16 protein-coding genes and 1 tRNA gene are annotated in these 23,406 nt (G+C 61.4%); 2 read left to right on the top strand and 15 right to left on the bottom strand.

The window, feature by feature from the left end; translation table 11 throughout:
• Positions 1-334 precede the first annotated feature (334 nt).
• Positions 335-2,695: a hypothetical protein gene (locus LAN70_02600; GenBank protein MBZ5510037.1), complete on the top strand. Its 2,361-nt coding sequence runs from the start codon at positions 335-337 to the stop codon at positions 2,693-2,695.
• Between the two features lie 261 nt (positions 2,696-2,956).
• On the opposite strand, the gene LAN70_02595 is transcribed toward LAN70_02600, so the two are convergent.
• The 8 genes from LAN70_02595 to LAN70_02560 form a co-directional block, all read right to left on the bottom strand.
• Positions 2,957-5,680 carry a radical SAM protein gene (locus tag LAN70_02595; protein ID MBZ5510036.1) on the bottom strand — a complete coding sequence of 908 codons (2,724 nt, stop codon included), beginning with the start codon at positions 5,678-5,680 and terminating at the stop codon, positions 2,957-2,959.
• A complete protein-coding gene (locus LAN70_02590) occupies positions 5,677-6,210 on the bottom strand; it encodes a hypothetical protein (GenBank protein ID MBZ5510035.1) in 534 nt (177 codons plus the stop codon). The genes LAN70_02595 and LAN70_02590 overlap by 4 nt, the downstream gene beginning before the upstream one ends.
• Positions 6,207-8,177 carry a radical SAM protein gene (locus LAN70_02585; protein MBZ5510034.1) on the bottom strand — a complete coding sequence of 657 codons (1,971 nt, stop codon included), beginning with the start codon at positions 8,175-8,177 and terminating at the stop codon, positions 6,207-6,209. The genes LAN70_02590 and LAN70_02585 overlap by 4 nt, the downstream gene beginning before the upstream one ends.
• Complete coding sequence (locus tag LAN70_02580; GenBank protein ID MBZ5510033.1) at positions 8,155-8,430, bottom strand: hypothetical protein; 276 nt, start codon at positions 8,428-8,430, stop codon at positions 8,155-8,157. Before LAN70_02580 ends, LAN70_02585 begins: the two co-directional genes overlap by 23 nt.
• Positions 8,427-9,794, bottom strand: a complete 1,368-nt coding sequence (locus LAN70_02575) for a radical SAM protein (protein ID MBZ5510032.1) — start codon at positions 9,792-9,794, stop codon at positions 8,427-8,429. Before LAN70_02575 ends, LAN70_02580 begins: the two co-directional genes overlap by 4 nt.
• Positions 9,778-11,259: an SPASM domain-containing protein gene (locus LAN70_02570; GenBank protein ID MBZ5510031.1), complete on the bottom strand. Its 1,482-nt coding sequence runs from the start codon at positions 11,257-11,259 to the stop codon at positions 9,778-9,780. The genes LAN70_02575 and LAN70_02570 overlap by 17 nt, the downstream gene beginning before the upstream one ends.
• Positions 11,260-11,307: 48 nt before the next feature.
• Positions 11,308-13,425: a PKD domain-containing protein gene (locus LAN70_02565; protein ID MBZ5510030.1), complete on the bottom strand. Its 2,118-nt coding sequence runs from the start codon at positions 13,423-13,425 to the stop codon at positions 11,308-11,310.
• Positions 13,426-13,508: 83 nt separating this feature from the next.
• Positions 13,509-14,753, bottom strand: a complete 1,245-nt coding sequence (locus LAN70_02560) for a WD40 repeat domain-containing protein (GenBank protein MBZ5510029.1) — start codon at positions 14,751-14,753, stop codon at positions 13,509-13,511.
• Positions 14,754-15,255: 502 nt separating this feature from the next.
• Here LAN70_02560 and LAN70_02555 point away from each other — a divergent pair.
• Positions 15,256-15,702, top strand: a complete 447-nt coding sequence (locus LAN70_02555) for a hypothetical protein (protein ID MBZ5510028.1) — start codon at positions 15,256-15,258, stop codon at positions 15,700-15,702.
• A 57-nt stretch (positions 15,703-15,759) separates the two neighbouring features.
• Here LAN70_02555 and LAN70_02550 read toward each other — a convergent pair.
• From LAN70_02550 to LAN70_02520, 7 genes are all read right to left on the bottom strand, one after another.
• Positions 15,760-15,835 (bottom strand) — tRNA-Phe (locus LAN70_02550).
• Between the two features lie 180 nt (positions 15,836-16,015).
• Complete coding sequence (locus tag LAN70_02545; GenBank protein ID MBZ5510027.1) at positions 16,016-18,625, bottom strand: M1 family metallopeptidase; 2,610 nt, start codon at positions 18,623-18,625, stop codon at positions 16,016-16,018.
• A gap of 107 nt (positions 18,626-18,732) precedes the next feature.
• Positions 18,733-20,004, bottom strand: a complete 1,272-nt coding sequence (gene hutI, locus LAN70_02540; protein MBZ5510026.1) for an imidazolonepropionase — start codon at positions 20,002-20,004, stop codon at positions 18,733-18,735.
• Entirely contained in the window at positions 20,005-20,526 is a 522-nt protein-coding gene (locus LAN70_02535; protein ID MBZ5510025.1) for a DinB family protein, read from the bottom strand.
• A 5-nt stretch (positions 20,527-20,531) separates the two neighbouring features.
• Complete coding sequence (hutU, locus tag LAN70_02530; protein ID MBZ5510024.1) at positions 20,532-22,220, bottom strand: urocanate hydratase; 1,689 nt, start codon at positions 22,218-22,220, stop codon at positions 20,532-20,534.
• 187 nt (positions 22,221-22,407) lie between these two features.
• On the bottom strand, positions 22,408-22,806 hold the full coding sequence (locus LAN70_02525) for a prepilin-type N-terminal cleavage/methylation domain-containing protein (protein MBZ5510023.1): 399 nt from the start codon (positions 22,804-22,806) through the stop codon (positions 22,408-22,410).
• 24 nt (positions 22,807-22,830) lie between these two features.
• Positions 22,831-23,313: a type II secretion system GspH family protein gene (locus LAN70_02520; GenBank protein ID MBZ5510022.1), complete on the bottom strand. Its 483-nt coding sequence runs from the start codon at positions 23,311-23,313 to the stop codon at positions 22,831-22,833.
• Between the last annotated feature and the right edge of the window lie 93 nt (positions 23,314-23,406).

The raw sequence follows: 23,406 nt of genomic DNA, 5'->3' as shown, positions 1-23,406 counted from the left end.
ACATCGCAAGCGGCACGCTCCCCGAGTGGTGATTCTGGAACGCGCCACGGGCGCTAAGCACCGCAGTCGGTGCGCGTGGTCGGGCCATGTAATAGAGCGCAATAGTCCTTTGTGATTTCGGCGGCACGCCTGCGAATGGATGCGGCAGCCTTCAATGGCGATCGCATCGGGCTATTCCTACTACCATACCCGGGGACTCGGTCACTAATCGGGTCGCATGGGTAGTGCCACCTTTTTTAAACCTAACCCATAGCTAGAACCTGTGGTGTAGACTCTCACTTCGCTTCGTACAAAACATCGGTCAGGAAGTGTTAGGCGTGAAGAAAAGTCGGTAATGATAGGCGACGAAGCGGCAAAGGAGATCTGGGTTCCTGGCCGTACAACCCGAAATGCGGGGCGGCTGCATCCGATTCCCGCTTCCGAGGTTGTGATACATCTCAAAGGGTTGTTGTTTACCCCCGTGGAGGCTGGCCCGATGAAACCGTTACGTTTGCTTGCACTCGCAATGCTGTTTTGCGGAACCGCTGTAGCCCAAAACTTCGCCCTCGATATTACCGACGGAAATAACGTGCCCGTCCCGGCCAGCCGGATGGTTCCGGTCCACGCGACCTACACTGGCGACGACGCGGCGGTGAGGGGCTTCAAGATTCTCGCCTCGCGGTTTGCCAGCGACCAGGAATCTGTTCCGGTCGACATTCTCAGGAATTGCGACGCCAATGCACGCGCGGAGCATCAACCAGCCACTTTTGAGTTGCAGGATGGCCGGACCGCGTCGTGGTGCCTGCGGATCCCAGAGTTCAGCGGTGACGGAAAATACTCTGGAAGCCTGACTCTGTTTCCCGACAACAAGAAGCCCGAGACCCCAAAAAGGTTCAGTCTCAGCCGTGTCACCGCCCCGCCCGCAACCCTGGCCGCCGACCGTCAGGCGGTCACGGTGGAGTTGGTGCGCCCGCTCTCCGCCCTGTTTTCCACCTTCAACGCTCGCCTGGGCTCGGTCGCGCTGCAAGAGAAGTCTACGAAAAGTCCGGCCAAGGGCGTCGCATTGCAGATAGATTCCACCCTGAAGGCGCCCGGCGCCTTCGATCCACTTGCCAACCTCGGCTTCGAGTGGAACCGCGAAGCCTGGGACAAGCCGTTTTCGACATCCCCGCCCGGCGCTGCCGAAAACGCGAACCTGCGTACCATCGATCCCGGCGCCCAGGCCGAAATCGCCATCACCGGTAAGAATCTCCAGCCCGGAGAGTACAGCATTCCACTCCGCTTCACTGCTCTCGGCGCGACTACCGACAATGCCAAGCTCTCCATAACGGCTCGCGTCCGCGACTCCGTCGTGTTGGCCATCGGCACGCTACTGGTCGCCCTAGTCCTATCTTTCGTGATCACCAAGATGCTCGCCGGAAAACGGCGCCGTATCACTCTCCTGCGGCAGATCCACGGCCTGAGACTGTCCAAAGGCACCACCCTCCCCAACCTGCCGGCCGTGGTCTGGGTGGAGGCGTTGCTTCATCTCGCCGAGCGGCTCAGCTCTCGATTCTGGCTGACCGGCGCCGACGTCATCGAAGCCTACGTCAACAGCGTGCGCAGTACTGTCGAGATCCTCAAGCAGGTTCGCGAACTACGCGACGGCCTGCAACGACGTCTGCACAAGTTGGTCTTCGATCGCGCCGCCGAATCCATCGACCGCGTCGTCACTGAGCTGGGAACCGAGCCTCCCGATGACGCCATGGCCGCACGCATCAAGGCCGAACTTACGGGATTAAACAATTGGCTTCAGGCCACGACATTCCCCACCGCGTTCTGGAACACGATCCAACCGGCATTGCAGAAACTGCAAAGGGATATTGATACAGGTGTTGTGCCTGACAACGCGAAAGATGCAATCAGGCCGCTCAAGAACGCCCTTGACGCCGCGTTGGCGAATCCTCCACAAGCTGCCGATGCTGTCGAAGAAAGCTACCGCAACTACGCCCGCCTCCGCATCCTGTGGGATTGCCGAACGGAAAGCGAGGTCTTCGCTAAACTGGTCAACAAGCCGGAGCCCGAACTTGTGGAGTGCTTCCGCCTCAACGACGAGCTCGCCTGGGAGCGGCTGAAGAAAAGCAGTGAAGGTCTGAAGATCCAAATGCCTGTGACCAGCGACCCGGACGGACTCGAAGCCTTCACGCCGTTCGCCTTCTCGGTCACTTCCGACGACTCCCAAGTAAGCGGCTCGTACTTATTTCGCCGCAAGGTGCAGTATGCATGGAAATTCACGCTCGAGCCCGGCGCGCGGAACTGGCGCGACAAGCTGAGGGGGAAAGCGCCGAACAGTGTGACTCTGACCCCAATCACGCTTGGCCCTTCCGTGGTGCAGTATTTTCCCCGCCGGGGCAAAGTCAAAGTGTCGGTAACTTTGAGCTACACGGGAGCCCCAATCTCGGTATTCGAAACCCCAGGACCGGATATCCGCGATTCCAGCGAGTTCGGCATGCTCAGAGCCTTCGAAGGTGTTGAGTACGTCTCCTGGGCTATCGCCGCCGCGGTAGCTCTTGCCACCGGGCTCTCCACCTACTATGTTAAGAACCCGACATTCGGCTCATATCAGGACTACCTGACCCTCATGCTCTGGGGCGTTGGAATGGATCAGGGTAAGAACATCCTGCAAGCTCTGCAATCCGTTTCCAGTCAACCAGCCGGGCCGCAGGCGGTGCATTGAATCGTCCACAGGAGTCCCTGGAGCCCTGGAACAAAATCGGTACTTGGTGGCTGGTCGCTATTGGATGCAGAGGGAGGCCCCCCAATAATAAGCAGCAGAAGCCGAAGGGATCGGACGCGTGGGATAAGGTAGAGCGCCGTCACATCGGTCAGCACGTGACCGGTTGAACTTAATGGTGGCCAGGGACGGAATCGAACCGCCGACGCCAGCCTTTTCAGAACTCACCTTTTGAATATAAACAACCACTTAGGGAGACTCTGATTAAGTTCTCCACTTTCCACAGGCATTGTAGCTAAAGCGAAAGGAACCGTCGAGCGAATCGAGTCTCTGGACATTACGGGGTCGAGAATCTGTCTGAGGTAGTCTGTCTGTCAGGGCTTGAAGCATGCCGGCGATCTCCCACGATCCTGTAGCCGATAGTTCAGGCTCCGGACGCCCTGAGGTCAACGAAATCAGGCCCATGGATTGCCATTCGCTCAGCAGCGAGTCTAGACCCAGGTTTTCGAATGTCCGCCAGGAAATAGCGTTGCCCATCAACTCCGCTTCGGCGCCACGCAATCGGCATTCGATTGGCGACATCTGCAACGCGCCTTCCAGAACCGGCCCCCCATCGGCCGCGCCAAGCGAATAAGCTGCAAGCTGCGGATGACGATAAAGGAAGGGACCGAACACGCCATCGGCCGAAGGCCCGAGTGCGAGAAGGTTCTCGCGGCGAACGGCATGCTGGTAGTACAGGTTTCGATCGCGCTCTTTAGCAAAGTGGGCGAAATGGTTCTTGTGGTAGCCATGCCGTAACAGAAACTGGTGGGCAGCGTGGAACAAAGCGAAACGTGCTTCAGAAGCGAGAGGCGGCGCAGCAAGTCGCGAGAGAAAGCGCTGGTTGCGTTCCGTTCTCTGCAGGCTGTAAAGCGAGAAGCCATCGATGCCCAGATCAACCAGCTTGTCGAGTGTTGCCAGCCACCCTTTTGTGCTCTGTCCCGGCAAACCGTAAATGAGATCCACCGAGACCACGAACCCCAACTCCAGGGCCAGTCTCAGTCGCGCGACGGCCTTCTCGCTGTTCTCGCGGCGGCCGATGGCTGAGCGGACTTCCTCTTCAAGCGTCTGGATCCCGACGTGCAAGCGCGTGAAGCCGAGTTCTCGAAGCCATTGCAGACCCTCGCCTGTCAGCAGAGAAGTGGTGGACTCCAATGCCCATTCGGTGGCTGGCGTAACGCCCAGGGAATCTCGGATTCTGGTGACGATCGCACCAAAGACATCGGCGGGCAGACTGTTGGGCGTTCCCCCGCCGAAGTGCACGGTTGTGATCGAGGCTGGCAAAGGAGGCTGACACGAGCCCCACGCATCGATCTCGGCGAGCAGGCCCTTAGCGAATGCTCCGATGCTTCGGTTCGACCCCTTGGCGACTGGTTCCGCGTAGCAGTCGCAAAAGCCGCAACGCAGCCGGCAGAATGGGACATGCACGTACACCGAGAGTGGTCCGTCGGTTCGAGTGTTGCGAAGGTACCCCGAAATCCGGCGCCAAGCCTCCTCCCTATCCATTTGGAAACCCCGGCGGATCCAGAGCGGGGCGGGGAGGGATCGGGCGGTCGGTGCATCCGGGCCGAGCGAAATCCAATCGCTGACCACGCGGGCGACGTGGACCTGCGCTTCGACACCAGCAAGGAACTGCTTGATCCGCTCGGAGGACGGATCCGGAGCCTTGCTCCGGCATCGAGCGCCCGCGTCCAGCAGCCACGCAGTGGTAAGTTGGCGAGCGACGCGGCAACGGAAATCTGGCTCGGAATCGTCAGGTTGCAGGGGTTCGCTGAGGAGACACAGGTCAGGACAGGATCGAGCGCAGTGATAAGCGTTTAAACACTCCTTGCAGCGGGACGGTAAACGAGCCGCCATGCCGCGCAATTGCGCGATGCGCCGGGAATCGAGACGGTACTGTCCCGTCTTATTGTCGAGACAACCGATGGTGTAGATTGCGGCTCCTAGCGAGGCGCCAGTGCAGGAAAGAAAGCAGGCTGTTGCCGTCCCATCCGGTCGCAGATGCAGGACGTCTTTTAAGACATTGCAGTGCGGTCCATGCAGTTCATCGAGCCGCACTCCGGAGAGCGACAGGTCCGCCCCCAGTTCCCGAGCGACCTGTTGCGCCGCCAGAAACTCGCAAACGAAACGACTGGCGTCCTCTGGCCGGAACTCCATTCCGGGGGCTGCATGGTAGACCGGTTCGAACCTTATCTGGCGAGCACCCAGTCGCTCGCACAGCCAGCGGACAATTTCGGCCTGCCGCAAGGCCGAGGCCGGAGTGATGGTGGCGCGCACCGCGAACTCGCTACCTCCTTTCCGAAGGATGTCCGCAGCGCGCTTGATGTCACCAGCCGACGGGCGTAAGTCCGCGGTAGGCCGCTGCAAATCGTGAATGTCCGGGGGGCCATCACACGACAGACCGATCTTGCTGATGTTCCTCGCAAGCCAGCGGAGGCGCGTTGCGGAAGTGCAGCCATTGGTTGCGATGTAGCTCTTCCATTCAATCCCACGGGATTCGGCAAGCGCTCGTGTTTTTCTCACGACCGCTTGCAGACTGTCCCATGCCAGGGTTGGCTCCCCACCACCTGAGAACACGATCTGAAACGGTTTCTTTCTGGTCTGGCAAGATTCGATTACCAGGCGCGCGGCAGCGAGGATGGCGGACGAATCCGGTTGCTCCTGCCGCCGATTCCGGTCCGGAAGAAACTTGGCAAAACAGTAACTGCAGTTCAGCAGGCATCGGTTGGTCAGGTTGAGCGTGAGACAGACCGGCATGAAGGGGGCCCGGGCCAGTGCCGCCCAATCCTGAACCGTGGCGACCGCCGCCTCCAGAATTGATTGTGGTATGGCGCCCTGGGTTGGTTTGGAATCACCAAACCATGCCAGCCGCCCAGGAGCGTAAACCGCCGTTCCCGCCCGCGACAGGACTCCGAAGACAGGCAGATCTGACAAAAGGCGCTGGATCACTTGAGGCCTTCCGGTCTTACAAGCTTAGGTTCGCTCAATGGCTCACGGCCCAGCGGCTCCTCTGAAGTGCAACCCTGCTCTCCTGGGTCGTCACTGGAATCGGACGTGGTGTTTACCGGCGCACATACGCCCAGTGCGGCCAAGCGAAGAAAGAGAGACCGAGTTGCGGCGAACACCTCCTCAGGTGGTTGACCGCTCTGGGCGCAAACCGATTCGGCAACCTCGGCGAGGGTACTCATGCCATTGAAACGGTTGAAAATGGCTAACTGCATCGGGTGAAGCGAGAACAGCGTTACTGCGTCCGTTCGCTTTGGCAACCTGGCCAGGACGCGATCACCTGCCGGAATGATCTCCACCCCCGGCACAATGCCTGGTTTCAGTGCTGCGACCTGCGCAACCGGAAGCTGTGGAAGGTCGCTCAGGCGCAATTGGGGCCGCCCGCGAAGCTCATCAAACTGGATGACGCTCTCGCGCGCCAGCCAACGGAAGAACGCGCGGCGGCCACCCATGCCTGCTGTCGCTTCCTTCACTGCATGACCTCCATTGAGTTCAACACCAGGCCGGCGTTCCCCGCTACCTCGCGGCAGCGTTGGCAGGAATCGCAGGCATGACCACAATTCAGGGTGTGTACATAGAACTCCTCGGAAACGCTGATCGGCCAGTTCACCGCAGCCGGACCGCCGCCGATTTCCTGTGGCTGCAACTCCGAGCGGGCTATGTACGCACCCAGCACCCGCCGATAACGAGCAGGGTCGCGCAACGTGACGCGGCCGGCCAACTTCAACTCGTCGTACGTATTGTCATAGAGGTGGAGGTGCTGCGGCAGCACCCATGCCCCAGTCAAACGCAGCCACGGCTCTCGCTCCAACATGTCGTGGCAAAGCGACTCCGGGTTCTCGAACCCTGCAGCCATTTCATAGAAGTGCTGCCTGCGGTGTGGGCAGCCGGGCAGACATGCCTCGTTCACAATCAATCTCACGCGCCCGGGGAAGGCTGCGCGGAGCCGCCGCAGGGAGGAAATGTCGCGCATCACCTTGGTCGCCGGCACCAGCACGTCGAAAGTGTCTTCGAGCATGAGCGCCTGCGCCGGCGTGTCAATTTCCAACAATGTGGAAGCCACAAGTTGCAGTTCCGGTAACGCATCGCGGATTCGCGAAGCCAGGAGAAGGTTCGAAACCGTTGCGCCGGCGATGCCGTAACGTTCACGCCACGTTCGCAGAATTCCAACCACTCGGGGTGCAACCACGTCAACAGGTTCCGGCAGCACTACGGGATTGACGAGGACATTGACCTGGAAAAGTCCGCTTTCCAGGAACTCTCGCGTGTGCTGGGAGGGTTGTGGCGGCCGGCCCGATCCAATCACTTCTGGCGGGAGCGGGAGATAAACCTCGCAGATCTCCGCGCCGAAGTCGTCACGGAGCTCGCGCCAAAACGGCAGCGGTTGGTCGATGTAAGGGACGACCCAGCGTTGACTTGCTGCGGCAGCCCGGCGGATCGAGGTGCGGGGGCTCTCCACAAAGGCTTGCCATGGAGTCGGACGCATGCGTTCCATAGCTGCGGCAAGGCAGCCACCGAGGCAATCGCCCTGCCGCTTTAAGGCGCAGGCCGAGCATTGCGGCAACACCCCTGCGGGACGATAACGGGAGAAGCTTTCCTCGAACGTACGCCGCAAGCACTCGGCGTCGACATTCTCCGTGAGTGCTTCCCGATGGAGGGCGGCCAGCGGGTAGCAGCAGACAACCTGGCCGTCGCTGAGTATGTCCAGGACAGGACTGCAACGCCGACCTATGTCACCGGCGCTGAGTCCGAGAGATTCCAGGACGCCCTCGGGAAACATGCAGGGAACAAAACCGCAGTCGAAATCGATGGAAACTCCCTGCTGCCTGCATTCGGCCACAAACGGCGCCAAACGCTCGCCGACCGCGCGGTATTGACGAGGCCTGAGCCAGGAGTTGTCGCTGCCCAGGCTGGGGTGCGCCAAGCCGACGCGCACATTCGATGCCAGTCCGTATTCGCGAATCCAACGCAAAGTGAACGAAGGGTCGATCCCCGCATGATGCAGGTTGACACTGAGCATGGCGCGGGTACCGAGACGGCGCAGGATTTCCTTCTGCCGCTCGCTTTCGACATCTGGAGCCGCGCACCCATCCGACGCATTCACCAGTATCTCGATGCTGCCGGCGGGCGCCTCTTCAATGCATCGGATGGCCGGCTCCGGCATCAGGCCATTCGAGAACACCAGCAGACTCATGTCCCGCGAAAGGGCTTTGGCAACCAGTTCCGGGAAGGCGGGATGGACCGTGGGTTCGCCGCCCAACAATCGGACGCGATCAATGCCTGACCGCGCCAGGAAATCGAGCGCTTTGTCAAACAGGGCAGGACTCATGTGGGTGGATGGCGCGGGCACTGATGCGCGTGCCGATCGCGCAAAGCAGTAAACGCAATCGCGGTTGCAGAGGGTGGTGATGGAAAGGTTAGCCATCGCTGTCCCCCCCAACAAGCCATCCTGCGCGCGCCCATTCGCGCAACCAGCCGGTGAGAGCTGAGGTGGCATCCTCCGTGGTTACGCGGCCCATCACCGCCAGCTTAGGAATAGCTCGTTCCGGGGCATCCCCCCGGCTGATCAGGTCCCAGGCGGCAGCTTCGAGGCCCGAGAGGAACAGCTTGCGGCCGAGGCGGGGAATTATCAGCACGCCGGCAGATTCAACCGTCCAGAAGACGCCAGAAGCAACTCGTGGCGATTCCGTCATGAAGGGCTCTCCCAGTCGGCGATGCGGTCAGACAAGCGCAGTGCAAATCCCCGCGCAGCAGATCGGTCTGACAACAGGGCCCCGGCGGTTGGCGCCGCCTGGAGCCGATGGAGCAGACACGCGATCGTGATCAGGCGAGTCTGTACGCAGAAATCGTCATAACCGGATTGCGAGTTGCCGTAGCCGTTCACATGGCATCCGCCGGCGCACCAATAGCGGCAGAAGCAGGCGCTGCATCTCGGCGGTGGAACGGCAAGGCGGCGAACACGCTCAACTGATCGCTCGTCGAGCCTCATACCCTCCCCCGGCACCGCAGCGCCGAGGTGAAGGTCCAGCTCTCTCGCTGCCCACTCACGCTTGTCGAGGTAACAGGCGTGCAAGCTACCGTCCGTTTCGACAATCACCGCATCGTTGCCGAGAGGACAAAAGCAGATCCGCGGGTTTACCCGATCTGACGCGGAGTAGGTGACCCGCACACCCATCTCCGAGGCCGCACGGTGAGCTTCCATAAAAGCCTCGGCGAACCGGTAAGGATCGGGAGGAAACAGACCGGCGCGCACGGCCTCGGCGGTCGGGCGCAACGGTTCGAAGTCGATGGCCGAAGGGCGGAATTCCTTCGCCATCCAGGCTGCGATGGACGCGAGGGATTCCACGTTTCGCTGGCTCACACAGACCCGCAGGTTCAGGTCGGCCGCCGCGTCGGCGAGGATGCGCGCAGTGCGCTCGACGGCTTGGAAGCTGGCGGTGCCGTCTCGAAACGGGCGGTGGAGGTCGTGAATCCCGGCTGGTCCATCCAGCGAAAGTACGATGGCGCTGAAATACTCTCCGGCGAAGCGGGCCCGCCACTCGGAACAAGCGCCGTTTGTCGCGGCCTCCAACACCGGCTCCAGGCCCCGCGCGGACGCCGCGATTCGCGTCCGGTGGACGATGACATCGACTACGTCGCCAGCCAGGAACGGCTCGCCGCCGAACAGGTGAACATCCAGGGTCCGGCGTCCTTCACGCGCCGCCAGGTCGGCCATCCAATCGATTGCGGTAACGGCCACGTTCGGGTCCATATGACGTTGGGGAGCCGTGAGTGCGCCGAAATTGCAGTAGCCGCAATTCATGTTGCAGGAGCGAGTGGTTATGAGGCCGAGGAACTGAGGCGAAATGGGGCCTTGTCTGGGTTCCGGCGCGGGCGCCGCTGGAGAGTCGAACAGTTCCGCGAGTTGCGCCACGCTGCCGTTCTTCGTTCTTCCGCCCGCACCCGCGAGGACCGCGACCGCCTGGCCGTTGACCCGGGCCGAGACACCGTGCAGGGGAGCGATGACGACCCAGGAGTCCGGAACCGGAACGGCGAATAACTCAGACACACTTTTCATCGCCGAGCTCCGTTCCAGGCGAGGGCGTCGCACCGGGTGGCGGTCCCTCGCGCCAGACTACGCCGCCCGACGAGGCGATTCTGTCGAGCAGCATATCTTTGCTCAATTCGCGAATGATGTGGCAGCGGCCTGTACCCTGGAACTCAGAGTCGCCGTTGGTGATCAGCGCCTTGTGGTAACAGTCGCCGGCACAGTCCCACCGGACAAAGCAGTCCCGGCAGTGGCGGCGATTCTGGACGGACTGAGAGCGCAGTTCGGCCAGAACACTCTGATCGTAGGTATATCCGCCGTCGGATGCGGGTTTTCCGAAGAAAAACTTCGAAGCCCAGGGCCGGTCCTCGGAGAAGACCTCGTAGCAGGAAGTGACGTTCCCACCTGCCGAAAGGCAGAAGCTGCCCTTGGTCGCCTCGCAGAAGTGATCGGTCAGCGAGCCGATGCGGACCGGCGAGAAGACAAGCTCGCCGCCAAGACTACGGGCGCGCTGACGCGCCAGCCGGAAGGCGCTGATGAACTCCTCGCTTTCCGCCGTCGCGGCGGCCTGCCCTCGTCCGAAGCGGTAAACGGGCTCCATCTGCACCGAAGCGGGATGGCACATCGTGAATATGTACTCTACTGAGTCGGGAAGAGAGGCTATGGCCTCGGCCGTAACGGTCGCTCGCACGCCGTAAGGGAAGCGGCGCTCGTCAAGAAGCCGCAGCGTTTGCAGCACTCGGCCGCTCGAAGGGGCGCCATCCCGGAAGCATCGGTTCGCGTCATGCACGGCGGGCAGGCCGTCGAGCGAGACCGTCAGCCCACTGAGGTTGGCGCCAATCCAGTCCACCTGGCTGAGCTCAAGAACCGCATTCGTCGCCATGTACGCCTGCATCGTAAGGCCATGCTCCCGGACTCGCCGCTGCGCATACTGAACTGACTCGGTGAGGACCGGCCAATTGACGGTCGGCTCCCCGCCGCCGTGGAAAGACAATTCGATGCCGGGCGCGCCGAGTTGCACGGCATTCGACACAATCAGGTCGATTCCACGGATGGCTGTGTCGAGCGACATATGCTTTGCGAGCTGGTCTCCCGCTGCCGCATAACAATACCTGCACCGCAACGTGCAGGCCGTGGTGAGCAGCAGACTGGCACGAGTGAAGTTGAAGCCGGAAGAAAACTTGGCGCGCGGAGGGACGTCAGGCGGTCCGCCGAGAATCCCCACATTCTTCAAGAAGGTCACGAGTTCGGTTTCCTTGGCCGTGAAGGCCCACGCGTGAGGCTCCCGCAGGCGCTCAATTACCCGCGCGACGGACGCGTTCCCGATCCAGGCGGTTCGGCGCAAGGGTGCGTAGAAGATGAACGCCCCGTCCTCCCACGGGATCGAGTGGATCTCGGTGCGGATAGCCGCGGTCAACGCCGGCGGGCGGGAACAGCCTTCCGGAATGTGCGGATCGGCCGTCATCTTTCGCTCCTGCGTTGCGGGAGAATGCATTCCGGGATCACGCCGTTTCTGGGATGGGGTCGGCTTCGCCGGATCTAGTCATCCCTTTTTCTTGATATCTGCACTGAGTCGTTTCACGAAGTTCTTGATCTCTTTTTGCGCCTGCTGCTCCGGTATCGTATTGCGAGAGACAGGCGGCGAGAGCTTCTCTTCCAGGATCATCTTGCCGGTCAACACATCGAAAGCTTTGATGGTGAAATCGACAGACTTCAGTGCGCCATGGCTCTTGTCCGGCGGTCCCGTGGCCGTACCAGTAAGTGCCACCTGCGCGCCGCACCGTCGTGCCGCTTCCAGCGCAGAGTTCAAGGATCCCACTTCCGACCGGCAGGACTGCTCATCAGCGGCGAAATGCCATCCGGATGCGGAGAGGTTCTCCTTCAGCAAAGAGTCCATCCGCTCCACAGAGGTCTTCATGCCGGGATTCACGCCGTTGACAAAGGGTACGGCCAGCACCCTGGTGGCGGGATCGTAGAGACTGAGCGCAGACACGGGCGCCTGAGCTGCAGACTGGGAGGCAGCCAGCCATACGGGAGCTCTGGGTGCTTGCTTGGCCACGGATTCCAGCAGGCCACGGTCCCTGATGGCGCGAACCGCCACCGTTCCGAGTTCCGCGTCATCGGTTTTGATGGCCAGATCGGCCAGGAGCTTCTCATCGGTGATGCGCTGGACGGCGGCCTTCCGAACCGAGCTCTTCTTGCTCTTGAGGGCCGTCGTCCATAGGATTTGAGGATCAGAGATCCGTTCCACCGCAGCCACGGCCACGCTTTCGTCTGATAGAGCCAGGGCTAACCTAGAAAGAGTGTGCGGGTCGTTCAGCTGCTTTACGGCCGCCAGCCCGACTGCGGTCCTGATTGCCGTTTCGGCAATGTTGGCGAGCAACGATTCGTCGTGGATCAACTCCACCGCGCCGGCGTCAAGTTTTTCCAATGCCGCCGCACGGAGCGAGGATCCTGGCGACGATTCCTTGAAAATTCGCACGAGGGTCTCGCGCTCGTGGATTCCCCTCATAGCGACCAGCCGAATCTTCTCGTCGGAACTGGAGCGGACGATGCCGCCCAAGACCTCCTGATCCGAGATCCGCTCGAGAGCGGCCAGGCGTGCTTCGTTGTCTTCCAGCCGATCTTCGGTGCGTGTCCCTTTCAGGGTGATCTCGGCCAAGTGGGTCTGGCTGGTCAGGGCAGCGATGGAGGCCATCCTGACCAGCGGCTGGCGGTGCGTTCTGGCTAATTCGGACAACCAGTCGGGGTTCCGGCGCTTCTGGAGCGCATCCGCGAAATCGGCCCACTTGGAGCCCAACTTGCGCCACGCCTCTCCGTCGAAAACGTATTCGGATCCGCCTACGAGGCATCGAGATCCGGGGAGAAACTTGGCGTCGCCTGTATCCAGGACGGTGGCGAACGGGAAATGCATGCTACTGCCTTGAGCCTTAGAGGTCCCGACGCAGGTGAAGTGTCCGGCCAGCAAGCGAACGCCCATCTGGTCAAACGCAACTGACATCAGAGCCCTTGGTTTCCCTGGGCCGTTCTCCCGGTCGATTGATCGGTCGTCTCCGATCACGAAGTCGGCGTTCCGGGCCTGGCATGACAGGTCCTGATTGGCGCCTCCTTCGAATCTCAACCGGATGGGATACTGCGGAGTGCCTTTAAGGTTGGTGCCCAATCCTTCCAAGCGGTAATCGCGCTTCAGGCCTGAGAGAAGCTCCTGGGCCACAGCGATGGTTGTCCTGGCCAACGCGTACTCCGAAGACGCCAACAGTGCGAGCACCCAACTCTTGGTACAACCTCTGGCGCCTTGTTTGATCACGACGGTCCAGACATACAATCCTGGTTGCGCATAGGTGTGAGTAGGGCTCGCCAGCTTCGAGTGGGGGCTATTGTCACCGAAGTCCCAATCGAAAACCGGGCGCGCTGAACTCGGCGTGACGGCGGATCGCCGGGTGCGAGTGTCGGTGGGACCGGTCCGAGCTTCTGGCAGACCTGCGGCGAACTTCACGGACTTGTCCATCGCGCTTTGCGCTACGGAGTCTTCGCACGCCTGCGAAGCCTCTGCCATCGTTCGTGGATCGCGTTGCACCGCGGCTTGGCCCGCCAACGGCAGGGCGGCAAGAATGCACGACACCAGCAAGCAATTCCCGATTCCCCCTCGCTTCGTCATCACGAACGCTCCTATCTGAAGATGGCAGATCGCTCGCTACACCATTTCCCAGGGAAGTGCGGCCCGGCCTGTAGCAGGGTGGATCCTCAATTCGGATGCCAGTAGTGTGACGAGTAGGTTGAGCGGACGGCCTGGCAGGTGCAAACCTTATTGCAGGTGCACACCAGGTCACACGTGCAAACACCGACGGCGTTGAATGAGCGGTTGGATGTTCCCAGGGAGCCGGGAACACAATTGCAGGTGCACACCGCGCCTGGGGGGATGGGAGAACCACAGGGCAGCGTGTAACTGATGATCTTCCCATATACGTCCGTCGCCTGGTATTGAATCCCTTGCACGTCCTGCTTGTTCGCGGCAAGGTCCATCAGGCATCCCAGAGGAGTTCCTGCCACAAGGTCCCAGAGTCTTATCGTCATGTCGGCACTACCGCTGATGAGCATCTTGCTGTCGGGACTGACCGTCAGGGCCCTCACCCAGTCGGAGTGACCCTCCAGCGTCCTGGTGGCCATTCCGTCCGGCAATGACCAAACGATGATCTTTTGGTCAGCGCCGCCGGAGCAGAGCCACCTACCATCCGGGGTGGCGGCCAGTGCCTCGATCCAATGAGTGTGCCCCGTCAGAGTCTTCCGCAACACTCCATCCGGCAATGACCAGACCAGAATCTTCCGGTCGTAACCGCCGGAGAAGAGCAAACTGCCGTCGGAACTGACGGCCAACACTCTTACTGCATCGGTGTGCCCTTCCAGCGTCTTCATCTGACTGCCATCCGGCAGCGACCAGACCGTTATCTTCCGGTCATGACCACCGGAAAACAACGTCTTGCCGTCCGGACTGACCGCCAGAGCCAACACGATGGAATCGGAGGCGGACAGCGTTTTCGCGGTCCCGCCGTCCGCGAGAGACCAGATTTTCACCGTCGAGTCGACGCTTGCGGAATAAACGGATTTCCCATCGCTGCTGATCGCCACCGCATCCACGACACTCGCGTGCCCTTCCAGGCTCTTCTCGCGCGTGGCGTCCGGCAGAGAACGAACGCCAATGGTCTTGTCGGCACTTCCGGAACAGAGTATTTTGCCGTCCCCGCTCACCGCCAATGCGTGAACGGCCTGCGAGTGTCCCTGGATGGCTTTGAACATGGCTCCGCGCGGCAGTGACCAGAACTTGATAAATCCGTCCTTGCCGGCCGAACAGAGCGTCTTTCCGTCGGGGCTTACCGCCAGCGCGTAGACCGCCATCTCATGCGCGAAAACGCTACCGCACTTGGCCTGCGCACCGGCGTCGGTTGTTGCCGCCGCCGTCCCACCGGCCAATCCCGCGACGGCGGCGCCCAAGGCCGTAACCGCAGCCGATGCCACCAAATCGCGCCTGGAGAGCGTCCAGGCCCCATTCTCTCTGTGGATGGAATAGATCTCCGGATCTTGATCGTCGGGTGCTCTCTCTCGAACGGGGTCCCGCTTAGAGTCCGAAACGCTGCCGGAATCGTCGCTCATCGTAGTCCTCCGCAATCCATGGCTATGTCTGTCTGATTGCCGCGGGTGAAGACGCGATCTTGCGCTCTGCCTCGTGTTTCACAGCGGTATCCGATGCGCCGACCGCTCGGGGGTGAGCATATAAGGGAGGTCTTCGCCAGCTCGCAGGGTTTGCCTTACAAAGCGTAACGAGATACGAGCGGCGCTGTTTTGTCAGTGAGTGGCGTCATACAAAGTTGTGATAACCACCTGGGTGTGGTGACGCCTAGCCGGTCGCTACCGAATCTCGAACAGCGACTCGTATGAGCATCGGCTAAAATGCTCGAGGATGGAGGTGGTTGCAGACCGCCCTCAGTGAAGCGCCATGCTAGCTGTTCTGTTTCATCGTGGTCGCAAAGCTCAGCTCCGCAAGGACGCGTGCCTCGTCCCTATTGTCGACTGGCCTTCCGGGAAGGTCCAGATTCGAGCCTGGCTGAAATATGCGAAGCGAGATCACTATCTGACCTTGGTGCGGATTCCCAAAGAGCATCCGGTCCGCATCTGCTTCACCTATGGCGACAGCAACTTCATCAAGGCAGTGTCCTGGCCTTCGGAATTCAAGCCTCTGCGAGAGTGGCCAGCGGAGTACATCCGCGCCATTGCCGAGTGGTGGGACGCGCCTGGGTGGTCGCGTGACGGGCCTGGGGGACTGATGGTCGACGAACCACGCTTGTTCCTGGGCCGCAAGCTCCCTGATGGCTGCGTTCTGTGGACCAAGGATCTCCGCCTGCTCTACCGGCGACCGTCCACTCGGAGCCAACACTCAGCTTAGCATTTTGAGTCATGTCATCCCTTGGTTGGCGGGTTCTGGGTAAGTTATGTGGAATGATGGTGGCCAGGGACGGAATCGAACCGCCGACGCCAGCCTTTTCAGGGCTGCGCTCTACCATCTGAGCTACCTGGCCACGCTCGTATCCGGAGTTCACAGGAGAGGCGGCGCTCAGGCCGCGACAGGTTAGCGTCCGGAATTCTTATTGTAACAATCTGCGCCCGCATCCCTCAAATCCATCCCAACAACAAGAACCGCAAACGGCGCCACGACGCTTCCGCGCGCCATCTGCGGTTCGGAAACAAATCCAGATTTCTTATTGCGTCGCCGCGCCGGCGTGCTCCTTCAGCCACGATGCGAGGTTCGGACCCTGCGTGTTGCGGATGCGCACGCACGTGTCCAGCCGCTCCAGTCCCTGCCGCAGCGCCCGTGGCCCGCCCGGATCGGGATGTTGCGCGAACCATTGCTGCACATCCTGCTTGGCTTGCTCGCTGCAAAAGGCGGCCGCCAGACCGCCGAATCCGAACCCCAGCGAGGCGCCAACCTTCTTCTGGATCTCCGCCCAGTGCGATTTGAAGTAGGCCCACGTCAGATCGCGCATCTCCGGACTGTCGAGCAGTCCTCCCACTCCGCGGAACATGTCCTGCGCCTTGATCTCCGGCGACATCATCATGTCCAGCGTCCGTTGCGCCAGTTCCGGCTGCGGAAAACGCGTGAGCGCTTCCATATACGTGTACAACTCCTGCGGCGTCTTGGCCTGCGACATGCGTTGCGCATACTCGTCATAGAGCTTCGCGTCGCCGTTCAGTGCGGCCAATTCCACCGCAAGTCCCCCGAGGTTGGGATCCACCGAAGCCGGGTCCTTCCTGTATTGCTGCGCCAGCTCGGATACATGGCGCAGGACCTCCGGGTCGCGGCCGTTGTAGCCGAGCGCGTAGATGATGGTGGCGCGCACGCTCTTGACGTCGTCGCTCTCGCCCGGCTTCGCCTTCCAGCCTATTTCATTGAGCATCGGCCGGAACTGATTTCGGACCCACGCGCGGAATGCGTCTCGGTCGGCGGGTTCCACCAGGTCATCCGACATGAACGCCACGCGCTCCGCGATCTGTTGCACCACTTGTCGCGTTTGGTCGCTGCGCATGCCCTGCGCGAGACTCAGGTATTGTGCAATCGAATGTTGCCCCGCGCGCGCCAGCGCCCACTCGTCATTGAGCAACGACACGCGCTCCTGCGGCGTCAACGCCTGCTCGGCAACCTCCGCCAGTTTGGACGTCAATGCCGGGCTGTATGCCGACCAGTAGTATCCGCGGCCACCCGCATTCACGAATGCCCAAGCCGAGCACCCATTCACTTTGAACGCCTGCTGCTTCTGCGTCATCAACTCGCAGTGCGCGTTTGCCCCTGCGGCTGTCTTGATGCACACGGGGATCTGCCATAACTCGGGGCTTCCCTGCTTCAGCAATTCCGGATCGTTGAAGAACCGCGTCTGCGAGAGTTCGACCGTAGTCTGGTTCCCCGCGCATTGCGCCTTCACGCTCAACATGGGCGCGCCCGCCTGCTCCACCCACGTCGGCATCACCTTGTCCACCGGCTTGCCGGAAGCCTTCGCCATCGCATTCCAGAAATCAGCAGCGCTGGTGTTACCGTAAGCATGTTGCTCAAGATAGGAATTCACGCCTTTGCGGAACGGTTCCTCGCCCAGCCAGCTTTCCAGCATGCGCAACACCGCCGCGGTTTTTCCATACGCGATGCCGTCGAACAACGTCCCGATCTGCGCTGGCGTATTGACTTCCTTCGCGGAGGCATGAATCGGCCGCGTGGATTTCAGCGCGTCAACCGAGAGCGGCCCCTGTGCCGGCCAGATGTTCCATTCCGGCTTCCACGCGGCCAGCGGCTTGTTCGTCATCCACGTCGCAAAGCCTTCGTTGAGCCAGACGTCGTCCCACCATTGCATGGTCACCAGGTCGCCGAACCACTGGTGCGCGATCTCGTGCGCGGTCACGGCCCCGATTCCCTTGAGCTGGCCGATGCTGGCGGTGCGGTCATCAGTCAGCAGCGCCTCCTCGCGATAGGTGATGTCGCCGGTATTCTCCATCGCGCCCGCGCCGAAATCGGGAAGCGCGACCAGATCGAGCTTCTGGAACGGATACTTGATCCCGTAGTACTGGTTGTAGAACTTCAGGATGTGCTCCGCCGATTCGAGCGCAAACTTGCCCAGCTCCTTCTTGTCAGGCGTGGCGCAGACGCGAACCGGGACCCCGTCGGCGCCGCCTTCCAGGCACTGGAAATCGCCTACTTCGAGCGCCACCAGGTAGGTGGACATTTTCGGAGTGGTGGCGAATTTCAGCGTGTGCTTGCCCTCGCCCGGACCCGGCGTATCGGCAACAATCTTGCTGTTGGAAATCGCTGTATCGCCTTTGTCCACCACCACGCTGAGGTCGAAAGTCGCCTTCATCGCCGGCTCGTCAAAGCACGGAAACGCCCGCCGCGCATCCGTGGCTTCGAACTGCGTGACGGCGTAATTGCGCCGCTTGGTCTTGCTCAGGTAAAAGCCTCTGAGACCATCGTTCAGTCTGCCGGTGAACTTGATGTGAATCGTCGCCGCACCCGCCGGCGCCGCGTTGCTCAGCGCCAGCGTCGCCATTTCCGACTTTTCATCGGTGGTCACCTTCGCCGTCTGCGTCGCCGAGCCCGAGCTGACGGTCACGTCTCCGAACTTGATCTCGGCCGCATTCAGCACGATGTTCGACGTCGGCTTCAGCACCCGGACCTCAATCGTCTCCTCGCCCTCGAACGTCGCGCTCTTCAGGTCCGGCGCCAGCGTGATCTGGTAATGGCTCGGAACCACGTCGCCGGGCAGTCTTTGCGCGTTTCCCACGCCCGCGATAAACAGCAACACCGCAACCGCACTAAGCAACCGCTTCATTTCGCCTCCAGGAAAGATCCATCTCAAAAGAGTGCTGTAAACAGGAATAGACGGCCCCGCCGCGCGGGCGTTAGCTGCTGCATGAATGTTTATACGATGTGCCCCGGTTAAAGTTCCCCGATGCACCCCTGCATCACCGTCATCCCACACAAGTTCGACCCGAACCAGTACGCGATCTCGCGATAATCCCGGACTCCGAACACCGCCAGGTCCGCATCTTTACCGGCCTCCACGCTTCCCTTGCAGTCCGCCAGGCGGAGTGCGTGCGCGCCATTGATGGTCGCCGCCGCAATCGCCTCGGCGGGTGTCATCTTCATGTGCGTGCACGCCAGCGAGAGCACGAATTGCATGTTGCTGGTTGGCGAACTGCCGGGGTTGTAATCCGTCGCCACCGCCACCGGCACGCCCGCATCAATCAGCTTTCGCGCCGGCGGGTAGCCGTCCGCACCGAGGAAATAATTCGCTCCCGGCACCAGTGTCGCCACCGTATCGCGCTTTGCCAGTTCTTTGATGTCGCTGTCCGACACATGATCCATGTGGTCGAGCGATGCCGGGTCAACCGTATTCACCAGCGACGGCAGAAACCCATCGGCGGGTGCTGACAACTGGCCGACGTGCGCGCGCGTGTCCAGCCCGTTCTCCAGCGCCGCTTTGAAAATCAAGGTGGCTTCCGTTTCCGTGAATGCGCCGCGCTCGATAAACACATCCACGAACCGTGCCAGCTTGCGCCGCGCCGCCCGGGGAATCATCTCCTCACAAACGGCGCGCACATATTCCTCGCGGCGGTCGAGATACTCACGCGGGACCACGTGCGCTCCCAGCAGCGTCGGCACCACCGTCCCCGGCCATTGCCGCGCCGCCGCGCGGATCGCTTCCAGCGACTTCATTTCCGCCGCGAAGCTCAGCCCGTACCCTGACTTCGCCTCCACCGTGGTGGTGCCCTGCGCTGCCATCTCCTTCAGCGCCGACAAGATCTTCTCCGCCAGCGCCGCCCGGCCCGATTTCCGCACGCCCTCCACGCTGGAGCGAATCCCGCCGCCGGCCTCGGCGATCTGCTCATAGGTCGCGCCGCCGATCCTTTTTTCAAAATCCACCAGCCGCGGCACCGCGAATGCCGGATGGGTGTGCGAATCCACGAATCCCGGCAGCACCACGCCCCCGCGGCAATCAATCTCTTCAACTTTTTTCTTGTGGGATTTCAGCCAGGAATCGCGCTGCGCATCGCGCCGCTTGCCGAGCGAAACAATTTTCCCGCCGTGGCACAGCACCGCCGCGTCTTCCATCAACCCAACTTCAGCCAGTTCGCGCCCGCGCCGCGGTCCCGGCGGCCCTTGCATTGTGAGAAGCTGGCCGATGTTGGTCAGCAGCAGCGCGGGCATCTATTCCATCGCCTTCGTGAACATGAAATCGTGATGCCACTCCGCTTGCGAGCCGCGCTGCCGCAGCGCCGTCGCCAGTTGCGCCCAGTGACGCATCCCGTGCAGCAGCGCGTGCACGAAACATTTCCTCTTGCTGGCCGACATCTGCCCCACCGACAGGGTTTTGAAGCTGATGGTTTTATTCCAGTCCGCGTCCGTCGCCCGCGCCATGAACTCGCGAAATTTCTGGCGCGCCGTCGCCCCGATGGCGAACAGTTCGTCCACCGACCTCTTCGGCAGCGCTTCGTTGGGCGTCTCCGGCTGCTCCAGCAACCGCTCTGCGTAGCGCAACTCGATCACGAAGACATGGAACAGCACGCCGCGAACGTCATGCTGCATCGCCAATTCCATCTTGATGTCCAGTGCCTCCGGATGCCTCCGAAACCAATTGTGCCACTGCCCGGTTTCCTGCTCGTCGTGGTTCAAAAGCTCGGCGTACGTGAGCGCCGCCGCCGCCGTTGCCGTGCCCACCTGTGCCGTCATAAGCCCTACTTCCCTTCTCCGCGCATCGGAATCCTGACGTCGTTGCGCTTCGCGAAATCAATCGCCTCTTGGTATCCGGCATCCACGTGCCGCGCCACGCCGATCCCCGGATCGTTGGTCAGCACGCGCTCGATCCGCTTCGCCATCGCATCGGTTCCGTCGGCGACGGTCACCTGGCCCGCGTGCTGCGAATACCCGATGCCCACGCCGCCGCCGTTGTGAATCGAAACCCAACTCGCGCCGCTCGCCGTGTTCAGCATCGCGTTCAGCAGCGGCCAATCGGCGACCGCGTCCGAGCCGTCCTTCATGCCCTCGGTCTCGCGGAACGGCGAGGCCACCGAGCCGGTGTCCAGATGGTCCCGCCCGATCACGATCGGCGCCTTGATCTTGCCTTTTTTCACCAGCTCATTCATCGCCAGCCCGAACTGCGCGCGCTCGCCGTAACCGAGCCAGCAGATCCGCGCCGGCAGCCCCTGGAACTTGATCCGCTTCCGCGCCAGGTTGATCCAGCGCGACAACATCCGGTTGTCGGGGAAAAGTTCCAGTACCAGGTCGTCCGTGACGTGAATGTCGCTGGCTTCTCCGCTCAGCGCCACCCAGCGGAACGGCCCGCGACCTTCGCAGAACAGCGGGCGTATGTACGCCGGCACGAATCCCGGAAAATCGTAGGCGTTCTTGACGCCTCGTTCAAAGGCAAACGTCCGGATGTTGTTGCCGTAGTCAAACGTCACCGCGCCCATCTTTTGCAGCGCCAGCATGCCTTCGACGTGCCGTGCGATCGAATCCAGCGACCGCTCCTGGTAGCCCTTCGGATCGCGCGCGCGCAACTCCGCCGCCTGCGCCACCGTCAGCCCCTGCGGAATATATCCGTTCAGCGGATCGTGCGCGCTTGTCTGGTCGGTCAGGATGTCGGGCACCACGCCGCGCGCCGCCAGCTCGGGAATGATGTCGGCGCAGTTCCCCACCAGCCCGACCGACACGTTCTCTTTCTTCCGCACCGCATTTTTCAGGATTCTGAGCGCCTCGTCGAGCGAGGTGACCATGAAGTCGCAGTACCCGGTCTTCAGCCGCTTCTTGATCCGCTCCGGATCGACATCAATCCCCAGGAACGCCGCACCGGTCATGGTGGCGGCTAGTGGCTGCGCACCGCCCATGCCGCCCATGCCCCCGGAAACGATCAGCTTCCCTTCCAACTCGCCGCCGAAACTCTTCTCACCCGCCGCCGCAAACGTCTCGAAGGTGCCCTGGATAATGCCCTGCGATCCGATATAAATCCATGAACCCGCCGTCATCTGGCCGTACATCATCAGGCCGGCGCGCTCCAACTCGCGAAATTTTTCCCAGTTCGACCAGTGTCCCACCAGGTTGGAATTCGCGATCAGCACCCGCGGCGCGTACTCGTGCGTCTTGAACACGCCCACCGGCTTGCCCGACTGCACCAGCAGCGTCTCGTCGTTCTCCAGCGACTTCAGCGCGCGCACGATCGCATGAAAGCACTCCCAACTCCGCGCCGCCCGCCCCGTGCCGCCGTACACCACCAGGTCGCGCGGGCGCTCGCCGACCTCCTCATCGAGGTTGTTCATCAGCATGCGCATCGCGGCTTCCTGCTGCCAGCCCTTGCAGGAAATTTGCGTTCCGCGCGGCGCCTTCACCGGAACATACGTGCTCTGCGTGATTTCTGTTTCCACCGGCATAACGGGAGAATGGTAGTCCTGCGCGTTAGGAGGTTCAACTGGGACGGGTCGGGTAGCGTGTGACAGCGCGTGTCATTCAAAGATTTGTGATTGAGTGATTGAGTGATTTCTCGTCCAGCAGCAATCCTCTTCCAATCACTAAATCACAAATCACCAAATGGAAAACCTGAACCCGAAAATCAGCAGCTCACCACGTGTTATACGCCGTCCCGTCGGTGCCCATCCGGTTCGATCCGCTGTGCACGTCGGTGATTCCGGGCTGGTTCTGGTCGACGCTGAGCAGCATATCTTCCTGCGCCACCTGCCAAGTGGTGCGCGAATCGGTGAACGGGTCCTTCGGGATCTCGCGCAAATAGCCTTCATGCAGCAGGTCTTCCAGGGATTGCGGCGCTTTCGACTTGTCCATCGTGTACTGGTCAATCGCCGAGCGCATGGCGAACAGGTCTTGCCGCAGCACCGCTTCCTTGGCGCGCAGGATGGACTGGTTATAGATCGGGACGGCTATCGAGATCAGGATCAGGATGATGCTGATCACCACCATCAGCTCGATGATGGTAAAGCCGCGTGATTTCTGCCGGGACTTCATCAATTGCAGATTACCAATTGCAAATTACCAATCGGCATACTTGGTCCCATCCAGCCCCGTGCCGGTTGACTGCGTAAACACGTCAAACACATTGTCGCCGCACCACGACGTCGAATCCGGATCGTCCTTCATGCAGCGCTTGCCCCATTCGTCCTTGCCGGTCATGGGATCGATCGGAATCTTGCGCAGGAACCGGACCTTTTTCCCAGCCACGTCCACGCCTTTCACCAGGGTGTCCAAATCCGGCGGATAGCCTTCGGTTCCCAGCTTGATCTGAAACGCGCCCCGATCGGCCGCATCTTTGTAGCGGTCGATGGCGTCCCGCATCTCCCACAGCGCCCGGCGCAAATCGCGCTCCTTGTCGCGCCGGATTCGCACCCGCGCAATCGGGATTGCCGCGCCCGTCAGGATCGCCAGGATGGTGATCGCGACAATCAGTTCCACCAGGGTCAGCCCGCGCTGGCCACCCCACCGCCCGGCACGCGGCGTTACGTTCTGTTCGGGAATATGCAAAAGGTACAACTCTCGGGGAATGTTTTCTGGTCCGGATATTTTAAAGGAGAGCGGCGGCCCGCGACCTGCGCAGATCACCCGATCACC

This window comes from Terriglobia bacterium, assembly GCA_020072845.1.
GTDB lineage: Bacteria > Acidobacteriota > Terriglobia > Terriglobales > Acidobacteriaceae > JAIQGF01.
The sequence above is the reverse complement of the archived record's forward strand: the minus strand, read 5'-3'. Positions and strand labels throughout refer to the sequence as shown.

Excerpts from the sequence above, each read along its gene's own strand:
- LAN70_02580 (MBZ5510033.1), bottom strand. The coding sequence starts at position 8,430 with ATGACGGAATCGCCACGAGTTGCTTCTGGCGTCTTCTGGACGGTTGAA.
- hutI (MBZ5510026.1), bottom strand. The coding sequence starts at position 20,004 with ATGCCCGCGCTGCTGCTGACCAACATCGGCCAGCTTCTCACAATGCAA.
- LAN70_02525 (MBZ5510023.1), bottom strand. The coding sequence starts at position 22,806 with ATGAAGTCCCGGCAGAAATCACGCGGCTTTACCATCATCGAGCTGATG.
- LAN70_02600 (MBZ5510037.1), top strand. The coding sequence starts at position 335 with ATGATAGGCGACGAAGCGGCAAAGGAGATCTGGGTTCCTGGCCGTACA.
- LAN70_02575 (MBZ5510032.1), bottom strand. The coding sequence starts at position 9,794 with ATGAAAAGTGTGTCTGAGTTATTCGCCGTTCCGGTTCCGGACTCCTGG.
- LAN70_02570 (MBZ5510031.1), bottom strand. The coding sequence starts at position 11,259 with ATGCATTCTCCCGCAACGCAGGAGCGAAAGATGACGGCCGATCCGCAC.
- LAN70_02535 (MBZ5510025.1), bottom strand. The coding sequence starts at position 20,526 with ATGACGGCACAGGTGGGCACGGCAACGGCGGCGGCGGCGCTCACGTAC.
- hutU (MBZ5510024.1), bottom strand. The coding sequence starts at position 22,220 with ATGCCGGTGGAAACAGAAATCACGCAGAGCACGTATGTTCCGGTGAAG.
- LAN70_02555 (MBZ5510028.1), top strand. The coding sequence starts at position 15,256 with ATGCTAGCTGTTCTGTTTCATCGTGGTCGCAAAGCTCAGCTCCGCAAG.
- LAN70_02545 (MBZ5510027.1), bottom strand. The coding sequence starts at position 18,625 with ATGAAGCGGTTGCTTAGTGCGGTTGCGGTGTTGCTGTTTATCGCGGGC.